This is a genomic window from Brevibacillus sp. 1238 (assembly GCF_029892995.1).
GTDB classification, from domain to species: domain Bacteria; phylum Bacillota; class Bacilli; order Brevibacillales; family Brevibacillaceae; genus Brevibacillus; species Brevibacillus parabrevis.
Genome location: NZ_JARXWC010000002.1, coordinates 609,314 through 626,634, shown reverse-complemented (window position 1 = coordinate 626,634; position 17,321 = coordinate 609,314). Strand labels below are relative to the sequence as shown.

General features: G+C 55.7%; 12 protein-coding genes. All 12 read right to left on the bottom strand.

The window, feature by feature from the left end; all coding sequences use genetic code 11:
- Positions 1 to 2 precede the first annotated feature (2 nt).
- Positions 3 to 1,049 carry a methylmalonyl Co-A mutase-associated GTPase MeaB gene (meaB, locus tag M2298_RS06885; RefSeq protein WP_122963374.1) on the bottom strand — a complete coding sequence of 349 codons (1,047 nt, stop codon included), beginning with the start codon at positions 1,047 to 1,049 and terminating at the stop codon, positions 3 to 5.
- A complete protein-coding gene (scpA, locus tag M2298_RS06880; RefSeq protein WP_280648361.1) occupies positions 1,046 to 3,232 on the bottom strand; it encodes a methylmalonyl-CoA mutase in 2,187 nt (728 codons plus the stop codon). The genes meaB and scpA overlap by 4 nt, the downstream gene beginning before the upstream one ends.
- On the bottom strand, positions 3,229 to 5,352 hold the full coding sequence (locus tag M2298_RS06875; protein WP_280648360.1) for a methylmalonyl-CoA mutase family protein: 2,124 nt from the start codon (positions 5,350 to 5,352) through the stop codon (positions 3,229 to 3,231). Before M2298_RS06875 ends, scpA begins: the two co-directional genes overlap by 4 nt.
- 28 nt (positions 5,353 to 5,380) lie before the next feature.
- Positions 5,381 to 5,914: an acetyl-CoA carboxylase biotin carboxyl carrier protein gene (gene accB / locus M2298_RS06870; protein ID WP_280648359.1), complete on the bottom strand. Its 534-nt coding sequence runs from the start codon at positions 5,912 to 5,914 to the stop codon at positions 5,381 to 5,383.
- 237 nt (positions 5,915 to 6,151) lie between these two features.
- The gene (locus M2298_RS06865) at positions 6,152 to 6,799 is read right to left on the bottom strand and encodes a TetR/AcrR family transcriptional regulator (protein ID WP_167470249.1); all 648 of its coding nucleotides are present in this window, start codon (positions 6,797 to 6,799) and stop codon (positions 6,152 to 6,154) included.
- 142 nt (positions 6,800 to 6,941) lie between these two features.
- Complete coding sequence (locus tag M2298_RS06860) at positions 6,942 to 7,865, bottom strand: M15 family metallopeptidase (RefSeq protein ID WP_280648358.1); 924 nt, start codon at positions 7,863 to 7,865, stop codon at positions 6,942 to 6,944.
- Positions 7,866 to 8,038: 173 nt separating this feature from the next.
- Positions 8,039 to 8,965, bottom strand: a complete 927-nt coding sequence (locus M2298_RS06855; protein ID WP_122963380.1) for a bile acid:sodium symporter family protein — start codon at positions 8,963 to 8,965, stop codon at positions 8,039 to 8,041.
- A gap of 239 nt (positions 8,966 to 9,204) precedes the next feature.
- Positions 9,205 to 10,776 carry a glutathione ABC transporter substrate-binding protein gene (locus tag M2298_RS06850; RefSeq protein ID WP_481752848.1) on the bottom strand — a complete coding sequence of 524 codons (1,572 nt, stop codon included), beginning with the start codon at positions 10,774 to 10,776 and terminating at the stop codon, positions 9,205 to 9,207.
- Positions 10,777 to 10,893: 117 nt separating this feature from the next.
- On the bottom strand, positions 10,894 to 11,871 hold the full coding sequence (gene msrA, locus M2298_RS06845) for a peptide-methionine (S)-S-oxide reductase MsrA (RefSeq protein ID WP_280648357.1): 978 nt from the start codon (positions 11,869 to 11,871) through the stop codon (positions 10,894 to 10,896).
- A gap of 147 nt (positions 11,872 to 12,018) precedes the next feature.
- Positions 12,019 to 13,401 (bottom strand): M20/M25/M40 family metallo-hydrolase, encoded by a 1,383-nt coding sequence (locus M2298_RS06840; RefSeq protein WP_280648356.1) that lies wholly within the window; start codon positions 13,399 to 13,401, stop codon positions 12,019 to 12,021.
- A gap of 59 nt (positions 13,402 to 13,460) precedes the next feature.
- Complete coding sequence (locus M2298_RS06835; protein ID WP_280648355.1) at positions 13,461 to 15,485, bottom strand: S9 family peptidase; 2,025 nt, start codon at positions 15,483 to 15,485, stop codon at positions 13,461 to 13,463.
- 7 nt (positions 15,486 to 15,492) lie between these two features.
- A complete protein-coding gene (locus M2298_RS06830; RefSeq protein ID WP_173595906.1) occupies positions 15,493 to 17,286 on the bottom strand; it encodes a S9 family peptidase in 1,794 nt (597 codons plus the stop codon).
- Positions 17,287 to 17,321: the final 35 nt, after the last annotated feature.

Below are 17,321 nucleotides of genomic sequence, written 5' to 3'. Positions count from 1 at the left end.
CTCTATTTCATGATCGCTTTTTCGAAAATGGCTACAAGCTGTTGTACCGCGCTCGTCGGCGACAATTGTCCGCTCGTCACGGATTGCTCGATGGCCGGGAGCATCTTGGCTACTTGCGGATTGCCAAAAAACGTAGTGCGCAAGTAGTCTTGGGCCATGCTGTGCATCCAGTCGAGCAGCTGCGCCTTGCGCCGGGCCTCGAAGCTGCCCGATAGTCCCGTCACATGGCGAAATGCGCCAACGACCTCCCATATGTCCGCGATGCCTTCTCCGGTCACCGCCGAGCACATGTACGCTTTCGTCTCCCAGCCGGATGTTGCTGGCTGCAAATAGTGCAGCACCCGGTTGTACTCGCCTTTGGCAATCAAAGCCCGCGTGCGGTTCTCCCCGTCCGCTTTGTTGATCAACAGCGCGTCGGCAATTTCCATGATCCCCTTTTTGATCCCTTGCAGCTCGTCGCCAGCTCCGGTCAGCATCAACAGCAGGAAGAAATCGACCATCGATCGGACGGTCGTCTCGCTCTGTCCGACGCCAACCGTCTCGACCAAAATGACATCGTAGCCAGCCGCTTCGCAAATCAGCATCGTTTCCCGCGTTTTCCGGTTGACCCCGCCCAGCGTCCCTCCGGTAGCGGACGGGCGGATGAACGCGTTCGGGTTGCGCGAGAGCAGCTCCATCCGCGTCTTGTCGCCGAGAATGCTCCCGCGCGTGACCGTACTGCTCGGATCGACCGCAAGCACAGCCACCCGATGGCCTTTTTCGCACAGCATCGTGCCAAATGCCTCGATAAACGTGCTTTTGCCTGCTCCCGGCACTCCCGACACCCCGATGCGAATCGATTGCCCGGTGTGGGGCAAAAGCTGGCGGATCACTTCCTGCGCCATGTCCATATGGGCGGCGGAATTGCTCTCGACCAGCGTGATGGCCTGGGCGAGCACGGTCCGGTTGTTTGCCCGCACGCCCTCGACATACTGCTCGACAGAAAGGCGCGGGAGGCGGACTTTGGAAGAAAAGTTCAGGGATGTTTTGCCGTCTCCACCGCCGCTCATAGGCCGGCAGCCTCCAGTCGATGTACGATTTCCTGCAAAACGTGCTGGGCTGCTACCGGAATGACGGTTCCCGGACCGAAGATGGCGGCAGCGCCATGCTCGCGCAAAAAGGCGTAATCCTGCGGCGGAATGACCCCGCCGATGACGACGACGATATCTTCGCGGCCCAGCTTTTTCAGCTCCTCCACGAGTTGCGGCAGCAATGTCTTGTGTCCGGCAGCGAGCGAGCTGAAGCCGATCACATGCACGTCGTTTTCCACCGCTTGTTTTGCCGTTTCCTCCGGTGTCTGGAACAACGGCCCGATATCGACATCAAAGCCCAGGTCGGCAAAAGCGGTCGCGATGACTTTTGCTCCCCGGTCGTGCCCGTCCTGGCCCATCTTGGCGATCATGATGCGCGGACGCCGCCCTTCCCACTGCTCAAATTCATCCGCCATTTTGCGCACCGCTGCCACTTCATCCGCATCGGCGTACTCCGCACTGTAGACGCCGCTGATCGAGCGGATCACCGCTTTGTGCCGTCCGACCACCTTTTCATACGCATCCGAGATTTCGCCGAGCGACGCCCTTGCCCGCGCCGCTTCAATCGCCAGCGCCAGCAAATTGCCTTCGCCCGTGCGCGCACACTCGGTGATAGCAGACAGGGCCGCCTGCACCCGCGCCTCGTCCCGATTTTCGCGAAGCTCTTGCAATCGGCGAATTTGCGCTTCGCGTACCGCTGTGTTGTCGACTTCGAGAATTTCCAGCGGGTCTTCCTTGTCCAGACGGTACTTGTTCACACCGATGATAGCTTCTTTCGCCGAATCGATATGCGCCTGGCGTCTGGCTGCCGCTTCCTCGATTTTCATTTTGGGCAATCCCGTCTCAATCGCTTTCGCCATGCCGCCCAAAGCTTCGATCTCCTCGATGTGCGCCCACGCTTTTTCCACGAGCTGCGCTGTCAGCGACTCGACGTAGTACGAGCCTGCCCACGGGTCCACGACCTTCGTAATCTGGGTTTCGTCCTGCAAAAACAACTGTGTGTTGCGGGCGATTCGCGCGGAAAAGTCGGTCGGAAGCGCAATCGCCTCATCGAGCGCATTCGTATGCAGCGACTGCGTATGTCCGAGCGCCGCCGCCATCGCTTCCACGCACGTCCGCACGACGTTGTTGTACGGGTCTTGCTCGGTCAGGCTCCAGCCGGATGTTTGCGAGTGCGTGCGCAACGCCATCGACTTTTCGTTTTTCGGGTTGAACTGCTTGATCAGGCTCGCCCAAATCAGGCGTGCCGCCCGCATTTTCGCTACCTCCATGAAGTAGTTCATGCCAATCGCCCAGAAAAACGACAGGCGCGGTGCGAAAGCGTTAATGTCGATGCCAGCCGCAAGCCCCGTTCGCACGTATTCCAAACCGTCCGCGAGCGTATACGCCAGCTCGATGTCCGCTGTCGCGCCTGCTTCTTGCAGATGGTAGCCGGAAATACTGATGCTGTTGAACTTGGGCATGTGCTTCGAGGTGTAGGCGAAGATGTCGGAAATAATTTTCATCGACGCCTCTGGCGGGTAAATGTACGTATTGCGCACCATGTATTCTTTCAAAATGTCGTTTTGAATCGTCCCGGTCAGCTCAGCCTGCGATACGCCCTGCTCCTCCGCCGCCACGATGTAAAAGGCCATGATCGGCAATACCGCTCCGTTCATCGTCATGGAAACAGACATTTTATCCAGCGGAATCCCGTCGAACAAAATTTTCATGTCGAGAATCGAGTCTACAGCCACTCCCGCCTTGCCGACATCCCCGACTACGCGCGGGTGGTCGGAATCGTATCCGCGGTGTGTGGCGAGGTCAAAGGCAATCGACAGCCCTTTTTGTCCGGCAGCCAGGTTGCGGCGATAAAAGGCGTTGCTCTCCTCTGCCGTGGAAAATCCGGCATACTGGCGCACGGTCCAAGGCTGGGTGACGTACATCGTCGGATACGGGCCGCGGAAATAAGGAGGCAGGCCCGGCATGTAGCCCAGATGCGTCATGTCTTGCACATCTTCTTTTGTATAAACAGGCTTGACGGGGATTTGCTCCATCGTCTGCCACAACTGCTGCTCCGCAAACTCAAACGCCTTTGCCCCGGCAGAAGCCTCCGCCGGAAACAGGTCGGAGATGTCCCGCCTGGACGAATACGGCATTTTGGAAAAATCAGGTCTCTTCATCGTGAGCTCACTCCTGTCCGCTCCTGAAGTTCTCGCAGCATCTGATAGCAATTGGAGCGCAGATGAATGCAATCATCCACTCCAGCCGCTTTGTACTGCGCCAGCTGCTCGGCATCCGGCAATCCAGCCAAAAGCACGGTCATATCCGGAGCCGCCTGCTTGATCGCCTGGGCGAGTGGCGGCACCAGCTCGGGATAGCTTGCATCGTCGGAGCAAATGACGGTAATCCGCGCTCCCGATGCGATTGCCGCTTGTGCCGCCTCTGCTGCCGAGCTGTACGCTGCTGTTCGCAGCGCTGCAAAACCGCCGACGGCAAAAAACTCTGCGGCAAAGTCCGCTCGCGCCTTATGCTTGGCGACAGGGCCAAGCGCCGCCAGAAACACGGATGGCCGCTGCCCTGTTTTCTCTGCGTACGCTTCCGCTTGCTTGCGCAATGTTTCGAAAGCTTCAGCCGCCCGGTGAACGCGAAGCGGAGCAATCACCGTCGCTGCTTGCTTGCCTGCGGTCAGCGCCTTGGCAATATCGCCTACGGTCGCGCCGTCAAGCGCTGCTTTTGCCGCCGCTTCCACCCAATCAACCGTATGTTGCGCCAGTTTTTCCAAGGCTTCTGCGGCATCAGCCGGAGTTTTTTGGCTGCGGTATGCGCGCAATTCCGCGACTCGCTGCTTGTGAAGCGCTGGGTTGGCTGGACGCGTGAGCAGTTGCTCCGCAGGATTCGGATACATGTTGGTGCCGACGATGCGGCTTTTGCGCTCTTGGATGTCTTTTTGCTTGCGGGCCGCTGTCTGGGCAATCGTTTCTTGCACGAAGCCGGACTCCAAAGCACGAAGCAAGCCGCCCTGCTCCTCTACTTGCACAAACAGCTCCCACGCCTTTTTCGCCAATTCGTCCGTGAGCCACTCGACATACCAGGAGCCGCCAGCAGGGTCAGCGACTTTTGCCAGATGCGCCTCCTGTTCCAAAATGATTTGTGTATTGCGTGCGATCCGGCGGGAAAACTCGTTGGCTGGACGAATCGCTTCGTCAAAAGCAGATACATGCAAGCTGTCGACGCCGCCAACAATCGCAGAAAACGCTTCCGTAGTTGCGCGCAGCATGTTGACGTACGGGTCGCAGACCGTTTTCGTCCAAGCCGCTGTGCGGGCGTGAATCGCTATTTTTTGCGCCTCGACCGAACCGCCGTACGCGTCCACAATATTCGCCCACAGCATTTTCACGGCCCGAAGCTTGGCAATTTCCATGAACACATCGGAACCGACCGCAAAAGAAAACTGCATCCGGCCCGCCACTTCTTCAATCGAAAGGCCGCGGTCAAGCATCGCCTGAATATACTCGACGCCCGTTGCCAGCGAAAAAGCCAGCTCGGCCACAGCATGACCGCCGCTCTCGCAATACGGATTGCCCTGAACGAGAATCGTTTTGAGCTTGGGCGCATGCTGACTGGCCCAACTCGTCATTTTCGCCATGGCGGCAAAAGCAGTGTCAAGCGAGTGCGGAAGCTGCCCTTCCACGAGCAGCGGCGTCAGCGGGTCTTGCCCGATGCATCCCCGCAAGTTTGCCGGACTGTGGCCGCTCGCCTTCATATGAGCGAACAGCAGGGAAAAGACTGGCAAACCCAATGCTCCCGACTGCACGAACAAAGGCAGCTCTTCCAAATTCAGTCCGCGCAAAGCTTCCCCCAGTTCTTCCAGCGCAAAAATGGACAAGCCGTCTTTACCGATGTCTTCCGGCAGTGCTTCATCTGGATCAAGCCCTGCGCGCACAGCGCGATCGAATACGATGTGCAGCGCCGTTTGCCCGCGCGCCAAATCTGTCAATGCCGCTTCATGAAACGATTTCGCGTCCGGGCCCGCCATTTCCTGGCAGACCTCCCAGCGCCCAGCCTGCTGATCCAGCGGACTTCTCGTTCCCCTGACAAAAGGAGCCTCGCCCGGCCCCCCTCGTCGTGGCAATGTTGCGACATCTTCCGCCCGATAGATCGGCTGGCGGATAATTCCTTCCTGTGTTTTGTTCAACAGCTTGGCATCGAAGGCAGCTCCCTTCAACGATTTTTCGGCTGCCTCCCGCCATTGCTCGTACGTCGGCACAGGAAATTGCGTAAACAGTGTATCTTTATTCACGATCCAGACCTCCCCTCATTCGCCGATTCTACTCGGCAAGCTTCACCAAAAACAGCGGCTGGCCGTGGTCAACCAGTTGGCCGTTTTGTACCAGTATCGAAACGATTTCCCCTTTTACCTCTGCTTCAATCTCGTTGAACAGCTTCATGGCTTCCACGATACAGACAATGCTGGACGGCTCCACGCGATCGTGTACCGCTACATACGGTGGCGCATCCTCGGCAGAAGCCGCGTAAAAGGTCCCGACCATCGGGGAGGTGATTTTATGCAAGTTTTCCGTCTTTTCTGCGGGATGAGCTGTTGCCTCCTGCCGCTTTGTTGCTATAGGTTCTGTTTGGAGCGGTTGAGTTCCTGCTTTTTGCGGCAGGTTGACGACGGATGAAGCTGACTTGGCAGTGACCGCTGGCAACGTCGGCGCAGTCACGGCAGCAACTCTTGCTGTTTGCCCGGCAGTCCGGCGTTTGATGCGCAAACGGGATTCGTCATCGCTGACATCGATAGACTCTATGTCTGTCTGCTCCAGCAGCTTGACCAGTTCTCTCAGTTCATAGATCGAAAACATACGTATTCCTCCCATGTCCCGACTCATTGCGGCTGATTTGCCAACGAACCGACTGGTTGGTCTGTGATGAATGCGCAAGACCGACCAGTTGGTCTTTTAAACATTATAGCAAATGTCTGAATCGTCGTACAGACCAACCAGTCAGTCTGAATGGTACATCGCTGACCGGACCGTGAAGCGACTATGCCTCTGCTCCCATTTTTAGCAATGACGAGTAGTCGCCTGATCCATATTCGTTTACAACAATTTGAACGGCGCTTCGGGCGAAGCCAGGAAAAAGCGGTTGAAGTCCGGATTTTTCATCGCTTCTGGCTTCAGGACGGAATGCAGAACCATGTCGGCGTAAATGTCCGCAATCTGCTCGATCGAATACGTCCCTGTTTTTTGATACCATTTGTAAATCCAGTTGACCATGCCGAAAATCGCCATAGAGACGATTGGCACAGGCAGCTCCGGCCGGAACTCGCCCGATTTGATCCCGTCGGAAATGACGGTAAACATGATTTGCTTGTAGCGGTCCCGCTTCGTTTCAATATCAGTGAAATACTCCGGGGTCAAAAACAGGCTTTCCTGATAAAAGATCGTGACCTGCGAGCGGTACAGATCGATCATCATCACAAACGATTTGACGATTGCTTGCAGGCGCTCGGTTGGCGTATCCCACTTCTCGTACGCTTCTTCCGCTTTTTCCAGCACGTACGTAATGAACTGGTCGTGAATGATGTAGAGCAGTTCATCCTTGGACTTGAAGTTGTGGTAAAAGCCTCCCTTGGAGGTGCCGCTTTCTTTGACGATCTGGTCGACGGTGACCCGGTGGTAGCCATGTGCTTCAAACAGGCGCATGGCCGTATCAATAATTCGTTCCCTGATTGATTTTTCGCTCATTATCTTCACCCGTGATCATTATAGCATAGAAATTCTTTTGCCGAAGGACGTTTGCATGCGCATGTGTATTCGCGCTACAAGAAAAACGCCGATTCTTCCGTAGCGAAAAATCGGCGTCTCCTTTTTTCCGAAAAGCTTAGGTTTAGTTTGACTCAGTCTCATTGGCCGCGGCGGGAACCACACCTGAATACTCCTCCAGCGTGATGCCTTGCTCGCTGATTTGTTTGGCGATCTCCACGCCGACGTAGCGCAAGTGCCACGGCTCGTACATATAGCCTGTGATCGCTTCTTTTCCATCCGGATAGCGGATGATAAAGCCGTGTTCTGCCGCGTGCTCGGCAAGCCACAATGCTTCCTTCGTGCCGCCAAAGCAGCTCGTCGCCGCGCATTTGCCGTCTACGCCGGATACGTCGATCGCAAGCCCGGTTTCGTGTTCACTCGTACCTGGCACGGCGCTGTAAGTGCGCGCTTTTTCCACGCCGTCTTTTTGCACGTAGCGGTTGAACAGCGCTTTCTGGTAAGCGTGAGAGCGGTAGGCCGATACTCCTGCAAGCGCTACTCCGTCCGCTTTTGCCGCTGCAAACAATTCCTCCAGCGCAGCCGCCGCTTCCTTGCGCATTTTCCGCTTCTCGCTCTTTTCCGGGAGCAGGTACGGGACTTTCGGGAATACCAGGTCGTTTGGCGTATAGTTTTCGGGAAGCTTGCGCTGTTTGTTGACCAGGACCGCTACACTTTGCGGTTCAGCGACTACCTCGATATCCGCAAGCAGCTCTTCGTACTTGCCTGCCCCTTCGGCAGACGGCTTTTTCGGCGGTTGGGCCTCTGGCTGCTTGGTTTCTTCCGGTTTCGTTTCTTCCGGCTTCGCCGTCTCGGCTGGCTTGGTTTCCGGTTGTTTGGCTTCCTCGGCAGGTTTGGGCACTTCTGCTGGAGCAGGCTGGGTCGTCTCCTGCGACGGCTTTGCCTGTTCTTCGTTTGGCGCAGCCATGCTGCTGCATCCAGACAGCGCGAGAATCGCGGCTGTTACCAGTATGATGGAATGATTCGTACGATTGGCAAAACGTTTCATCATGACGTCCTTTCGAATCGGGCCCGGCTGTACAGTCAGCCCGCATAGGTGTTAGGTACTTATCCAGCATGGAAGTACGTACCCATTATGACATAAATCGGGCCTTTTTCGTTACAGGAACGTGCCATTTTGGCAAAAAATCAGCGCGCCTTTGCCGCGAGGATGCCAGTCGCCTACTCTTCTTTTTTGGCAAAATAGGTGGCCAGCACAGAGCCGGAAAGGTTGTGCCACACGCTGAAGATGGCGCTCGGCACCGCTGCGAGCGGATTGAAGTGAGCCGCCGCCAAAGCCGCGCCCAAACCGGAGTTTTGCATGCCTGTCTCCAACGTCACCGCTTTGCGCTTCGCCAGATTCAAGCCGAACAGCTTGGCGAAAAAATAGCCGAGCACGTAGCCGAGAATATTGTGCAAAATGACGACAGCAAAAATGATCATGCCTGTCTCGACGATTTTGCCTTTGTTCAGGGCAACGACAATCGCCACGATCAAAACGATAGCAATGGTAGACACGAGCGGCAATGCCTTGGCGCTCGCTTCCGCCTGCTTGCCGAAAAACGCTTTGACGATCACACCGAGTACGATCGGGACAATGACGACCATCACAATATCGAGAAATAGCGACTTCGTATCAATCGCCATCCATTTTCCAGCCAAAAGCGAGATGAGTGCAGGGGTAGCGATCGGGGCGATCAAGGTGGACACAGCCGCGATGGAAACCCCGAGAGCGACATCGCCTTTTGACAAGTACGTCATGACATTGGACGCCGTCCCGCTCGGACAGCAGCCGACCAAAATGACACCAACCGCAATATCCGGCGGAAGCTGCAACGTGATCGCGAGCACAAACGCAAGCGAAGGCATGATCAGGTAGTGACCGACTACGCCGATCAACACATCGACCGGCCTGCGAAACACTTCGCGGAAATCTTCCGAAGACAAAGTCAGCCCCATTCCGAACATGATGACGCCGAGCAGGAACGAAATGTAGCCTTTTCCGCCGACGAACGCTTCCGGCACAAAAAAGCCGAGAATGGCAAACAAAATTACCCACAACGAGAACGTGCTGCCAACAAACTTGCTGATTCTCTCCACAGTATTCATGTTTCTCTCTCCTGTTTTTCGTTTTATGTCTATTTAAAATATTTTTGATTATACTGCACGTTTTTGCATTGTTCTATGCTTTTCGGCAATTCCGTCTATACCAAAAACCTATACAGCTATAGTCTGAGCCAAACAAGTAAAAAAGACGCGCCGTATACACCAGCGCGTCTGTCCCTTATGATCTTGTTCGTCACCCAAGCACCAGCGAGTGCAGCGCCCGTCCGGCAGCAGTTGTCCGCTTATTTTTGAATGCTGACCTGGTCGAGCATGAGATAGCCAGCCGGACTGATGGAAAAGCCTTGAATGTCGATGCTGATGACGGCGAGATTTTCCAGATTGCGAATCGGCACCAGCAGCGCATCCTGCATCTCCAGCTCCTGCGCCTTCGCGTAGATGGCGAGACGCTTGGCCGGGTCTGACTCGACTCGTCCGGCTTCGAGCAGCCTGTCCAGTTCCTGGTTGCTGTACTGAAAGCTGTTTCCAGCCCCGCCGCCCATCGTGTGAAACAGGTTGTACTGGTTGTAGTCCGCGTCACCCGTCGCGTTCCCCCAGCCGCTGACGAAAATCTGGTGCGTCCGCGTCTTTTCGATCGTCGTGACGAAATCGGCGTAGCTGACCACATCTATTTTGGCGTCGATCCCGATTCCTTTGAGCTGGGAACGGATGACTTGCGCAACCATGACCCGATCGTTGCGGTCGTATGTCAGCATATGGATGGAAAAGCCGTTGGGGTATCCTGCTTTGGCGAGCAGCTCGCGCGCCTTGTTCAGGTCGTACGGATAGCTTTGGACGGACGAACTGTAGCCGAATACTTTTGGCCCGAGCGGCGAGTTGGCCTGCGTGCCTACATTGTTGTAGACGCCTTTGATGATGGCTCCTGTTTCGATGGCTGAACTGATAGCCTGCCTGACGCGAATGTCGTTAAGCGGCTCTTGCGCCACATTGAACCCGATAAACTCGGTTCCCAACGCTTCGCTGCGATACACATGCAAGCGATTCGATGCGGACAGCCGATCGATCTCCTGCACCGGAATCGATTCGGCTACGTGGGCCTCGCCGTTTTCGACCATGGCAATACGCTTCTGATCGTCCGCCACGACGCGAAAAATCACATGATCGATTTTCGGCTTGTCGCCCCAATACTGCTGGTTTTTGTCCAGCACGATCTGATTTCCCGGCTCCCAGGAGCGAAACACAAACGGCCCAGTTCCAACCGGATGCTCCGCCAGCTTGCGCCCGTACTGCTCGATCGCTTTCGGGCTAATCATGCTGCCTTCGTGACTGGCTAATATGGAGAGCAGCGGCGTAAACGGCCGCTCCAAAATAAACTGTACGGTGTACGGATCGACGATTTTGATTTGCTTGATCTTGTCAAACATCGCAGCTCGCGGCGAAGCGATCTTCGGGTCCATGACCCGGTCCAAGGTTCGCTTCACTGCGGTGGCGTCAAACGGTGTGCCATCGTGAAAGAAAACGCCCTGTCGCAGCTTGAACTCCCAGACAAGATCGCTGACTTGCCGCCAGGAGAGGGCGAGCTGCGGCACGATCACCATGTTGGCATCCCGTCTGACCAGCCCTTCGTACACTTTTTGATGGACGACACTCGCGGCATTGATCGTGGAGATGAAGTGCGGATCGAGATTGCCAGCATCGGACATTCTGACAATCGTCAGCGTCCCTCCTTCCACCGCTTTCGCGGGAAGGTCTTCCTTTTCGGCAGACGGTTCCGTTGCCATGGAACAGGCCGCAAGCATCGTCACGGCGAGCAGCAGTCCAATCAAGCTGAAAAACCATCTCTTTCGTATCATCATGGACTCTGTCGCACCCTTTCTTTCGCGAGATATACGCCTATTTTGTACAAAAAGACCGCCTTCCCGAATGATTCACAGAGAACGGCGGCCCGATGCTGGCAACGCGCTAAGGACAGGTCAGTCTTTTTGTTTATCAAACAACGACTTGTACTCGCCGAAGCCCTCTTCTTCCAGCTTGTCTTTCGGAATAAAGCGCAGCGCCGCAGAGTTGATGCAGTAGCGCAAGCCGTTTTCTCCCGGTCCGTCTTCGAACACATGCCCCAGATGCGAGTCTGCGTGCTTGCTGCGCACTTCTGTCCGAATCATGTTGTGGGTCAAATCGAGCTGCTCGGTGACATTCTCGCTGGCCAGCGGTTGGGTAAACGACGGCCAGCCGCAGCCGGAATCGAATTTGTCCAAGGAAGAAAACAACGGCTCGTTCGACACGATATCCACGTAGATGCCTTCCTCTTTGTGATTCCAGAACTCATTGGCAAACGGGCGCTCCGTGCCGCTGTTTTGCGTCACTTCGTACTGAATCGGCGTCAGTACCTGTTTCAGTTCTTCCTGCTTCTTTTTGTCGCGCCATGCTTCCTTCACGAACTTCGCTCTTCCCGACGCCGCCCGGTAATACTGGTAGCGCACAGGGTTTTTCTTGTAATAGTCCTGGTGGTAATCCTCTGCCGGGTAAAACGGCTTGGCAGGCAAAATCAAGGTCGCTATCGGCTTTTGAAAAATGCCGCTTTGCTCCAGTTCCTCACGCGAGCGGATCGCCAGTCGTTCCTGCTCTGGCGTGTGAAAGAAAATCGCCGGGGCGTACGATTGCCCCCGATCACCGAATTGGCCGCCTGCATCTGTCGGATCGATCTGTCTCCAAAACATCTGCAACAGCTCTTCATACGAGATGCGCGCCGGATCGTAGGTGATTTGCACGGCTTCATAGTGTCCGGTTGTATCCGAGCACACTTGTTCATAGGTCGGATTTTCGACGTGGCCGCCTGTGTAGCCCGAGACGACCTTGATGATTCCTGGCAGCTTGTCAAACGGACTGACCATGCACCAGAAGCAGCCGCCGGCAAAGGTTGCGGTTTCCCATCGTGAAATTTCGCTGTTCATGCAGTTCGCCTCCTGATCTATACGAAAGCTTCGATACCCTCGATTGTACATGTTTTGCAAAATGAAAGTCCACTCCGTAGCTGCCGCAAAAACAGTTAACCGAAAAAAAGACCCCGCATCGTGTCGAGGTCTTTGTTGGCAAAGCATTTATTTGGTCAGGGAAAGCGCCTGGGCAAATCCGGAAAGCATCACAACCATGTGGGCGATTCCTTCTTCGAAATCTTTCAGCCGAATCGACTCGTTCGGCGCGTGCACCTTGCAGCCGACCCAGCCTACTCCCGTACTGACAACCGGAAGCTTAAGCTGTTCGCCGAAAATGTACATCGGGCCTGTCCCTGCCGAGTTCGGTGCGAGAACAGGCTCGTTCTCGTAGACGACGCGGGCGGTATCCAGCACATGGGCAACGAACGGATGGTGGAAATCGGAGCGGTACGCTTTTTGCCCGTTGATCATCGTCACCGTAATGTCGTCGTAGCCATGCTTCTTCAGATGCGCCTCGATGCAACGCAAGATGTGCTGCGGGTCTTGTCCCGGCACGAGACGGCAATCCACTTTGGCTCTGGCGTTTTTCGGCAGCACCGTCTTCGCGCCTTCTCCGGTATACCCGCTGTCCAGTCCGCAAATCGTCATCGTCGGGTGGAACACCATCGCCTCGCGCGGGTCCACGCCTTTTGCCTTCGTGATCAGCGGGCGTTTCAGGCCGTACAGTTCTGCCGTCGCTTCCTCGCTGAACGGCAGCTCGGACACGACTTTCTTTTCATCTGCTGTCGGTTCTTCGATGCCGTCGAAAAAGCCTTCGACCAAAATTTCGTTTTGCTCATTTTTCATCGTCGCCAGTGCTTGTACCAGACGCCATGCTGCGTTGTCTACATAAGCGCCGACAGAAGAGTGCATGTCGATGTCCGCGCCTGTGCAGGTCAGCTCCAAATACGCCATGCCTTTGATTCCGGCAACCATGCTGATGCGCTCGGATTCGTCTTTTCCGCCAAATTCCCAAATGCACGCATCCGCTGCGAACAGGTCTTTATATTGGCGCAAATACGGTTCCAGGTTCGGACTGCCGATCTCCTCTTCCCCTTCGATCAGGAACTTGATGTTGCACGGCAAGCCGCCCTGCTTTTGCAAAATTTTGATCGCGCTCAGCCGCGCTACCAGGTCGCCTTTGTTGTCGGCTGCGCCGCGTGCGAACAGCTTGCCCTCGATCACAGTCGGCGTGAACGGCTCGGTATGCCATTCGCTGAACGGTTCTGGCGGCTGAACATCGTAATGGTTGTAGTAGAGCAGCGTCTTGCTGGCATCGCCATTGCTGCCTGCTGCAAAAAAAGCATAGACGACGGGGTTGCCGCCAAGATCGTCGAGCACCTTCGTCTCGCCGCCAGCCTCGTGGATCATCTGCACGACGTAGTCGACTGTTTCCGGAATCGCTTTGTGCTGGGCAGAAACGGTGGGGTAACTCAAGTATTGCTTCAGGCGGTCAATCGCCTCCGGGAGTATCTCCTGTACGCAGCCCAATACTTGTTCCTTGTTCATCTTTCGTTCCTCCTCGTGAGCGCTCTTTGGCGGATTTGGATTTGGCATCGATACGACTACTACTGCTGCAAGCTTGGCACTTTTGGCTCCATATACGTCGCGAACCAGTCCTCTGTATACTGCAATCTCAGCACGCGCTGCTCGGGATCTCCGCTGCGGGACAGCTCATGTCCGGCTCCGGGGAAGCGAATGAAGGACACGGGTGCCTTGCCTTGGTGTTTGAGCGTGATGTACAGCTGTTCAGCCTGCTCGATCGGGCAGCGGTGATCCTGTTCCCCGTGCATGATCAGAAGCGGCGTCTCGATGTTTGCGACCAGACGAATCGGCGAATGCTGCCACATTTTCTCCGGATTGGTGAACGGATTGGCCTGAATTTCTTCGGCGCTGAAGTAGTAGCCGATGTCGCTCACGCCGTAAAAGCTCACCCAGTTGCAAATGCTGCGATCCGTCACACCTGCGCGGAATCTGTTCGTCTGCCCTACGATCCAGTTGGTCATCAGGCCGCCGTAGCTTCCGCCTGCCACTCCCAGGCGGGACTCGTCCACGAAATCAAACTGCTGGCACGCGTAGTCGACTGCGCTCATCAGGTCGAGATAGTCCTTGCCGCCGTAATCTCCGCAGCACGCCTGCATGAAGCGCTCGCCGTACCCGTAGCTGCCGCGCGGATTGGTGTAAAGCACCGCGTAGCCTTTTGCCGCCAAAATCTGAAACTCGTGGAAAAACGTATTGCCGTACATGGAGTGCGGCCCGCCGTGGATTTGCAAGACGAGCGGGTATTTTTCACCTGGCTTGTAACCGACTGGTTTCAGCATCCAGCCGTGCACCTTCCAGCCGTCTTGCGCTGCAAATTCGATTTCTTCCGGCACAGCCAGCTCCACATTCGCAAAAAAGTCGCGGTTCAGTTCGGTCAAACGTTGCTCTGCCTTCGTTCCTAGGTCGAATTGATACAAGTCTCCCGGAATGAGCGGATCACTGATCGCTGCGATCAGCGTCTGCTTTTGCTCGTCAATCGTGAATCCGTACACGTTGCGGTTGCCGCTGACGATGTGCTCTTTTTGTCCGTCCAGAGCTACGCGGTAAATGCCGGAATTGCCGCGCTCGCTTACAATCACGTACAACGCGGTTCCGTCCTCCGTCCAGACCGCTCCTGGAGTCGGGTGGCCCGGCGAGCGCACATCGCCAATCGTCGAATCGCCGATTTGCACGTCCCAATCAGCGGTCACGCAAGTCAGCTCGCCGCTGTCGAGATCGCATGTCCATACTCGCTTTTGCGTTGCGTTCAAGTAAATTCCGTCCGCCAAGCTGCCGATGAACGCGAGCTTTTGGCTGTCAGCAGACCAGGTTGGGTGGGAAAATGTCCCGTTACTGCTCGTCAGCTTCTTCCATTCTCCTCCCGCTGTCGGCAGCAAATACACGTCGACCGTGTGCAGCATGTCAGGATTATCGTTGCGGTTGGCTGTGATCGCCAGCCATTTTCCGTCCGGCGACCAGGAGCCGATCGTATGATGGTAAGGCCCGTCTGTCAACGCTTTTACTTCTCCCGTTTCCACATGCACGAGGGCGAGTTGCCGTGTTTTTTCGTACAAATAGCCGTAATCGTCCGATTTGTATTTCATCCGCTCGACATGGATTACTTTCGGAACGACTGCTTCTTTTGCTTCGCCTTCCTGATCGTCAAACGTCTCGCCGCGATCTATCAAGGAAGAAAAGACGATAAGCTGTCCATCCGGCGACCAGAGCGGAGTGCTCACCCCTGTTTTGCAGTGCGTCAACTGGCGCGGCTCGCCACCTTTGGCGTCAATCAGCCAAACTTGTGCTGTCCCGGAACGCTTGGAGACGAAAGAGATGCGCGTACCATCCGGCGACCAGCGCGGATACGTGTCACGCACAGCACCGCTCGTCAGTTGCACCGTTTCTCCTGTCTGCAAGTCGCGGACGAACAAGTGGTTGCGATACGCCCGCTCTTCGTCGATCATCGTCTTCACGTAAACAACCGCATCTCCCTGCGGGGAAAGCTGCGGGTCGCTTGCGTACGTCAGTTGATACAAATCTTCTGCTGCGACTTTTCTTTTTTGGCTGTTCATTTGTCACTCACTCCTTTTCACTGTGGACCGTTTTCAAATGCTCCAGGAAAAAGCGGGTAATGCCCTGATTCAGCGTGATGTGGTTGTCCAGTTTTTCGGTAAAGTGGCCTTCGTCTTCGAAAACGTGCAAAGCCACCTGTTGCCCCCGGCCTTGCATGTCTGCCACAAGCTGCTCCGCCTCGCTGACAGGGACCCGGGTATCGTTACGCCCGTGAAAGACGAGCAACGGTGCCTTGATTTTGGCAGAGTGATTCAGCGGCGCGATTTGTTCGAAGAAATCGTCGTCCTCGCCCAAGTAGCCGTATTCGACTTCGCGCAGCTTTCTCCGCCACTCTCCCGTGTTTTTCAGGAAGGTGCCAAAATGCGAGATGCCGACGATATCGACTCCGGCTGCCCACAAATCCGGGTAATGGGTGAGGGCGGCAAGCACCATGAAACCGCCGTAGCTGCGGCCCATAATCCCGATTGCCTGCGGGTCGACCGTTTCCTTTTGCGACAAGTCTTTGACCAGCCAGGCGAGGTCGGCGACAGAGTCCATCCGCTTGCGGCGATCGTCGAGTTGCACGTACGTACGGCCATAGCCCATGCTGCCGCGCACGTTCGGTGCCACTACCGTGAAGCCCTGGTTGACCAAATATTGAAAGACCGGGTGGTACTCTGCGCGAATCTGGCTCTCCGGCCCGCCGTGGACGTAGACGACAACCGGACTTTTGCCGGAATGGTTTTTGCTGTAGAGAAAATACGGCACCTCCAGCCCGTCAAAAGAACGGAAGCTGCACAGCTCTGGCTCCACGAGGCTGTCTTGAATTTCTTTTGCCACGCCAACATAAGTCACGCGCTCACTCGATTTTTCCGCAAGCGAATACGTCCAGATGTCGCCGGGCAATGTCGGGCTTTTCAGGGCAAAGGCAAGCTGTTCATCCGAGCGGAACGCGAGTCCGCTGATGACGCCACCCGGGATGTTCTCTGCCATTACTTGACGCTGCTCGGTCAAAGAGTAAAAGCCGAGAGCCGAACGCCCGCCTTCATTGATGGCGAAAGCAAGCACTTCCTCGCTGTGCGAAAGTTTCGCTTCCTCCACGTCCCACTTGTCGATCTGGACGAGCTTTTCCAGTTCGGCGCCATCCAGCGCAAAGCGGCAAAGCGCCATCGTGTTGTCATCGCGATCGGTCACGATGTAGCCGTGTTGTCCGTCACGGGTCAACTGCAACGAGTGAAAGCGCGCTTGCTTGCTGCAAATCGGCAGCTTCCGGGCTTGTCTGGTCTGCAAATCCAACAGGTACAAGGCATTGTCGATATTCGTTTCCTGTACGCTGAAAATCAGCCCTGTGCCGTTCGGCAGCCAGGCAATCGGATCGCAGCGCCCGTCATGACGGTACACTTCTTCGTACTGGCCGCTCTCTACGTCCTGCACAAAAATATCGAAGCAGCGTGGCTCGCGACGGTTGCTCGACCAGGCAATTTTCTCGCTGCAAGGCGACCAGCCGCCGAAGTAATGGAAAAATTCGGGCACATCCGTCAATGGCTTGACGACTGCTCCACCCTCTTTCAGCAAAAAAAACTGCTGGCGCTCGTCTCCTTTGTTGTCCATGCCGACAACGGTCTTCGTCCCGCATGGAGAATGGGCGAACTCGACAACCCGGTCAGGCAAAGAAGTCACCTGACGTACGCTCGCAGTTTGCTCATCCCAACTCCACACCTGGGCAATGCCTGTGAGCTTCGTCAAAAAAGTCAGCTCGTTCGTTTTCGGCACCACTTTCAGCTGATAGGCCGACTTGACTTGCAAATAGTCCATAATCATGTGCCATCACCCTTTCCTCGTCATCAAGAAGTGTA

Coding starts and splice junctions, on each gene's coding strand:
- M2298_RS06855 (WP_122963380.1), bottom strand. CDS start 8,965: ATGAATACTGTGGAGAGAATCAGCAAGTTTGTTGGCAGCACGTTCTCG.
- meaB (WP_122963374.1), bottom strand. CDS start 1,049: ATGAGCGGCGGTGGAGACGGCAAAACATCCCTGAACTTTTCTTCCAAA.
- msrA (WP_280648357.1), bottom strand. CDS start 11,871: ATGAACAGCGAAATTTCACGATGGGAAACCGCAACCTTTGCCGGCGGC.
- M2298_RS06835 (WP_280648355.1), bottom strand. CDS start 15,485: ATGAACAGCCAAAAAAGAAAAGTCGCAGCAGAAGATTTGTATCAACTG.
- M2298_RS06865 (WP_167470249.1), bottom strand. CDS start 6,799: ATGAGCGAAAAATCAATCAGGGAACGAATTATTGATACGGCCATGCGC.
- M2298_RS06850 (WP_481752848.1), bottom strand. CDS start 10,776: ATGATGATACGAAAGAGATGGTTTTTCAGCTTGATTGGACTGCTGCTC.
- M2298_RS06830 (WP_173595906.1), bottom strand. CDS start 17,286: ATGATTATGGACTATTTGCAAGTCAAGTCGGCCTATCAGCTGAAAGTG.
- accB (WP_280648359.1), bottom strand. CDS start 5,914: ATGTTTTCGATCTATGAACTGAGAGAACTGGTCAAGCTGCTGGAGCAG.
- M2298_RS06840 (WP_280648356.1), bottom strand. CDS start 13,401: ATGAACAAGGAACAAGTATTGGGCTGCGTACAGGAGATACTCCCGGAG.
- M2298_RS06860 (WP_280648358.1), bottom strand. CDS start 7,865: ATGAAACGTTTTGCCAATCGTACGAATCATTCCATCATACTGGTAACA.
- scpA (WP_280648361.1), bottom strand. CDS start 3,232: ATGAAGAGACCTGATTTTTCCAAAATGCCGTATTCGTCCAGGCGGGAC.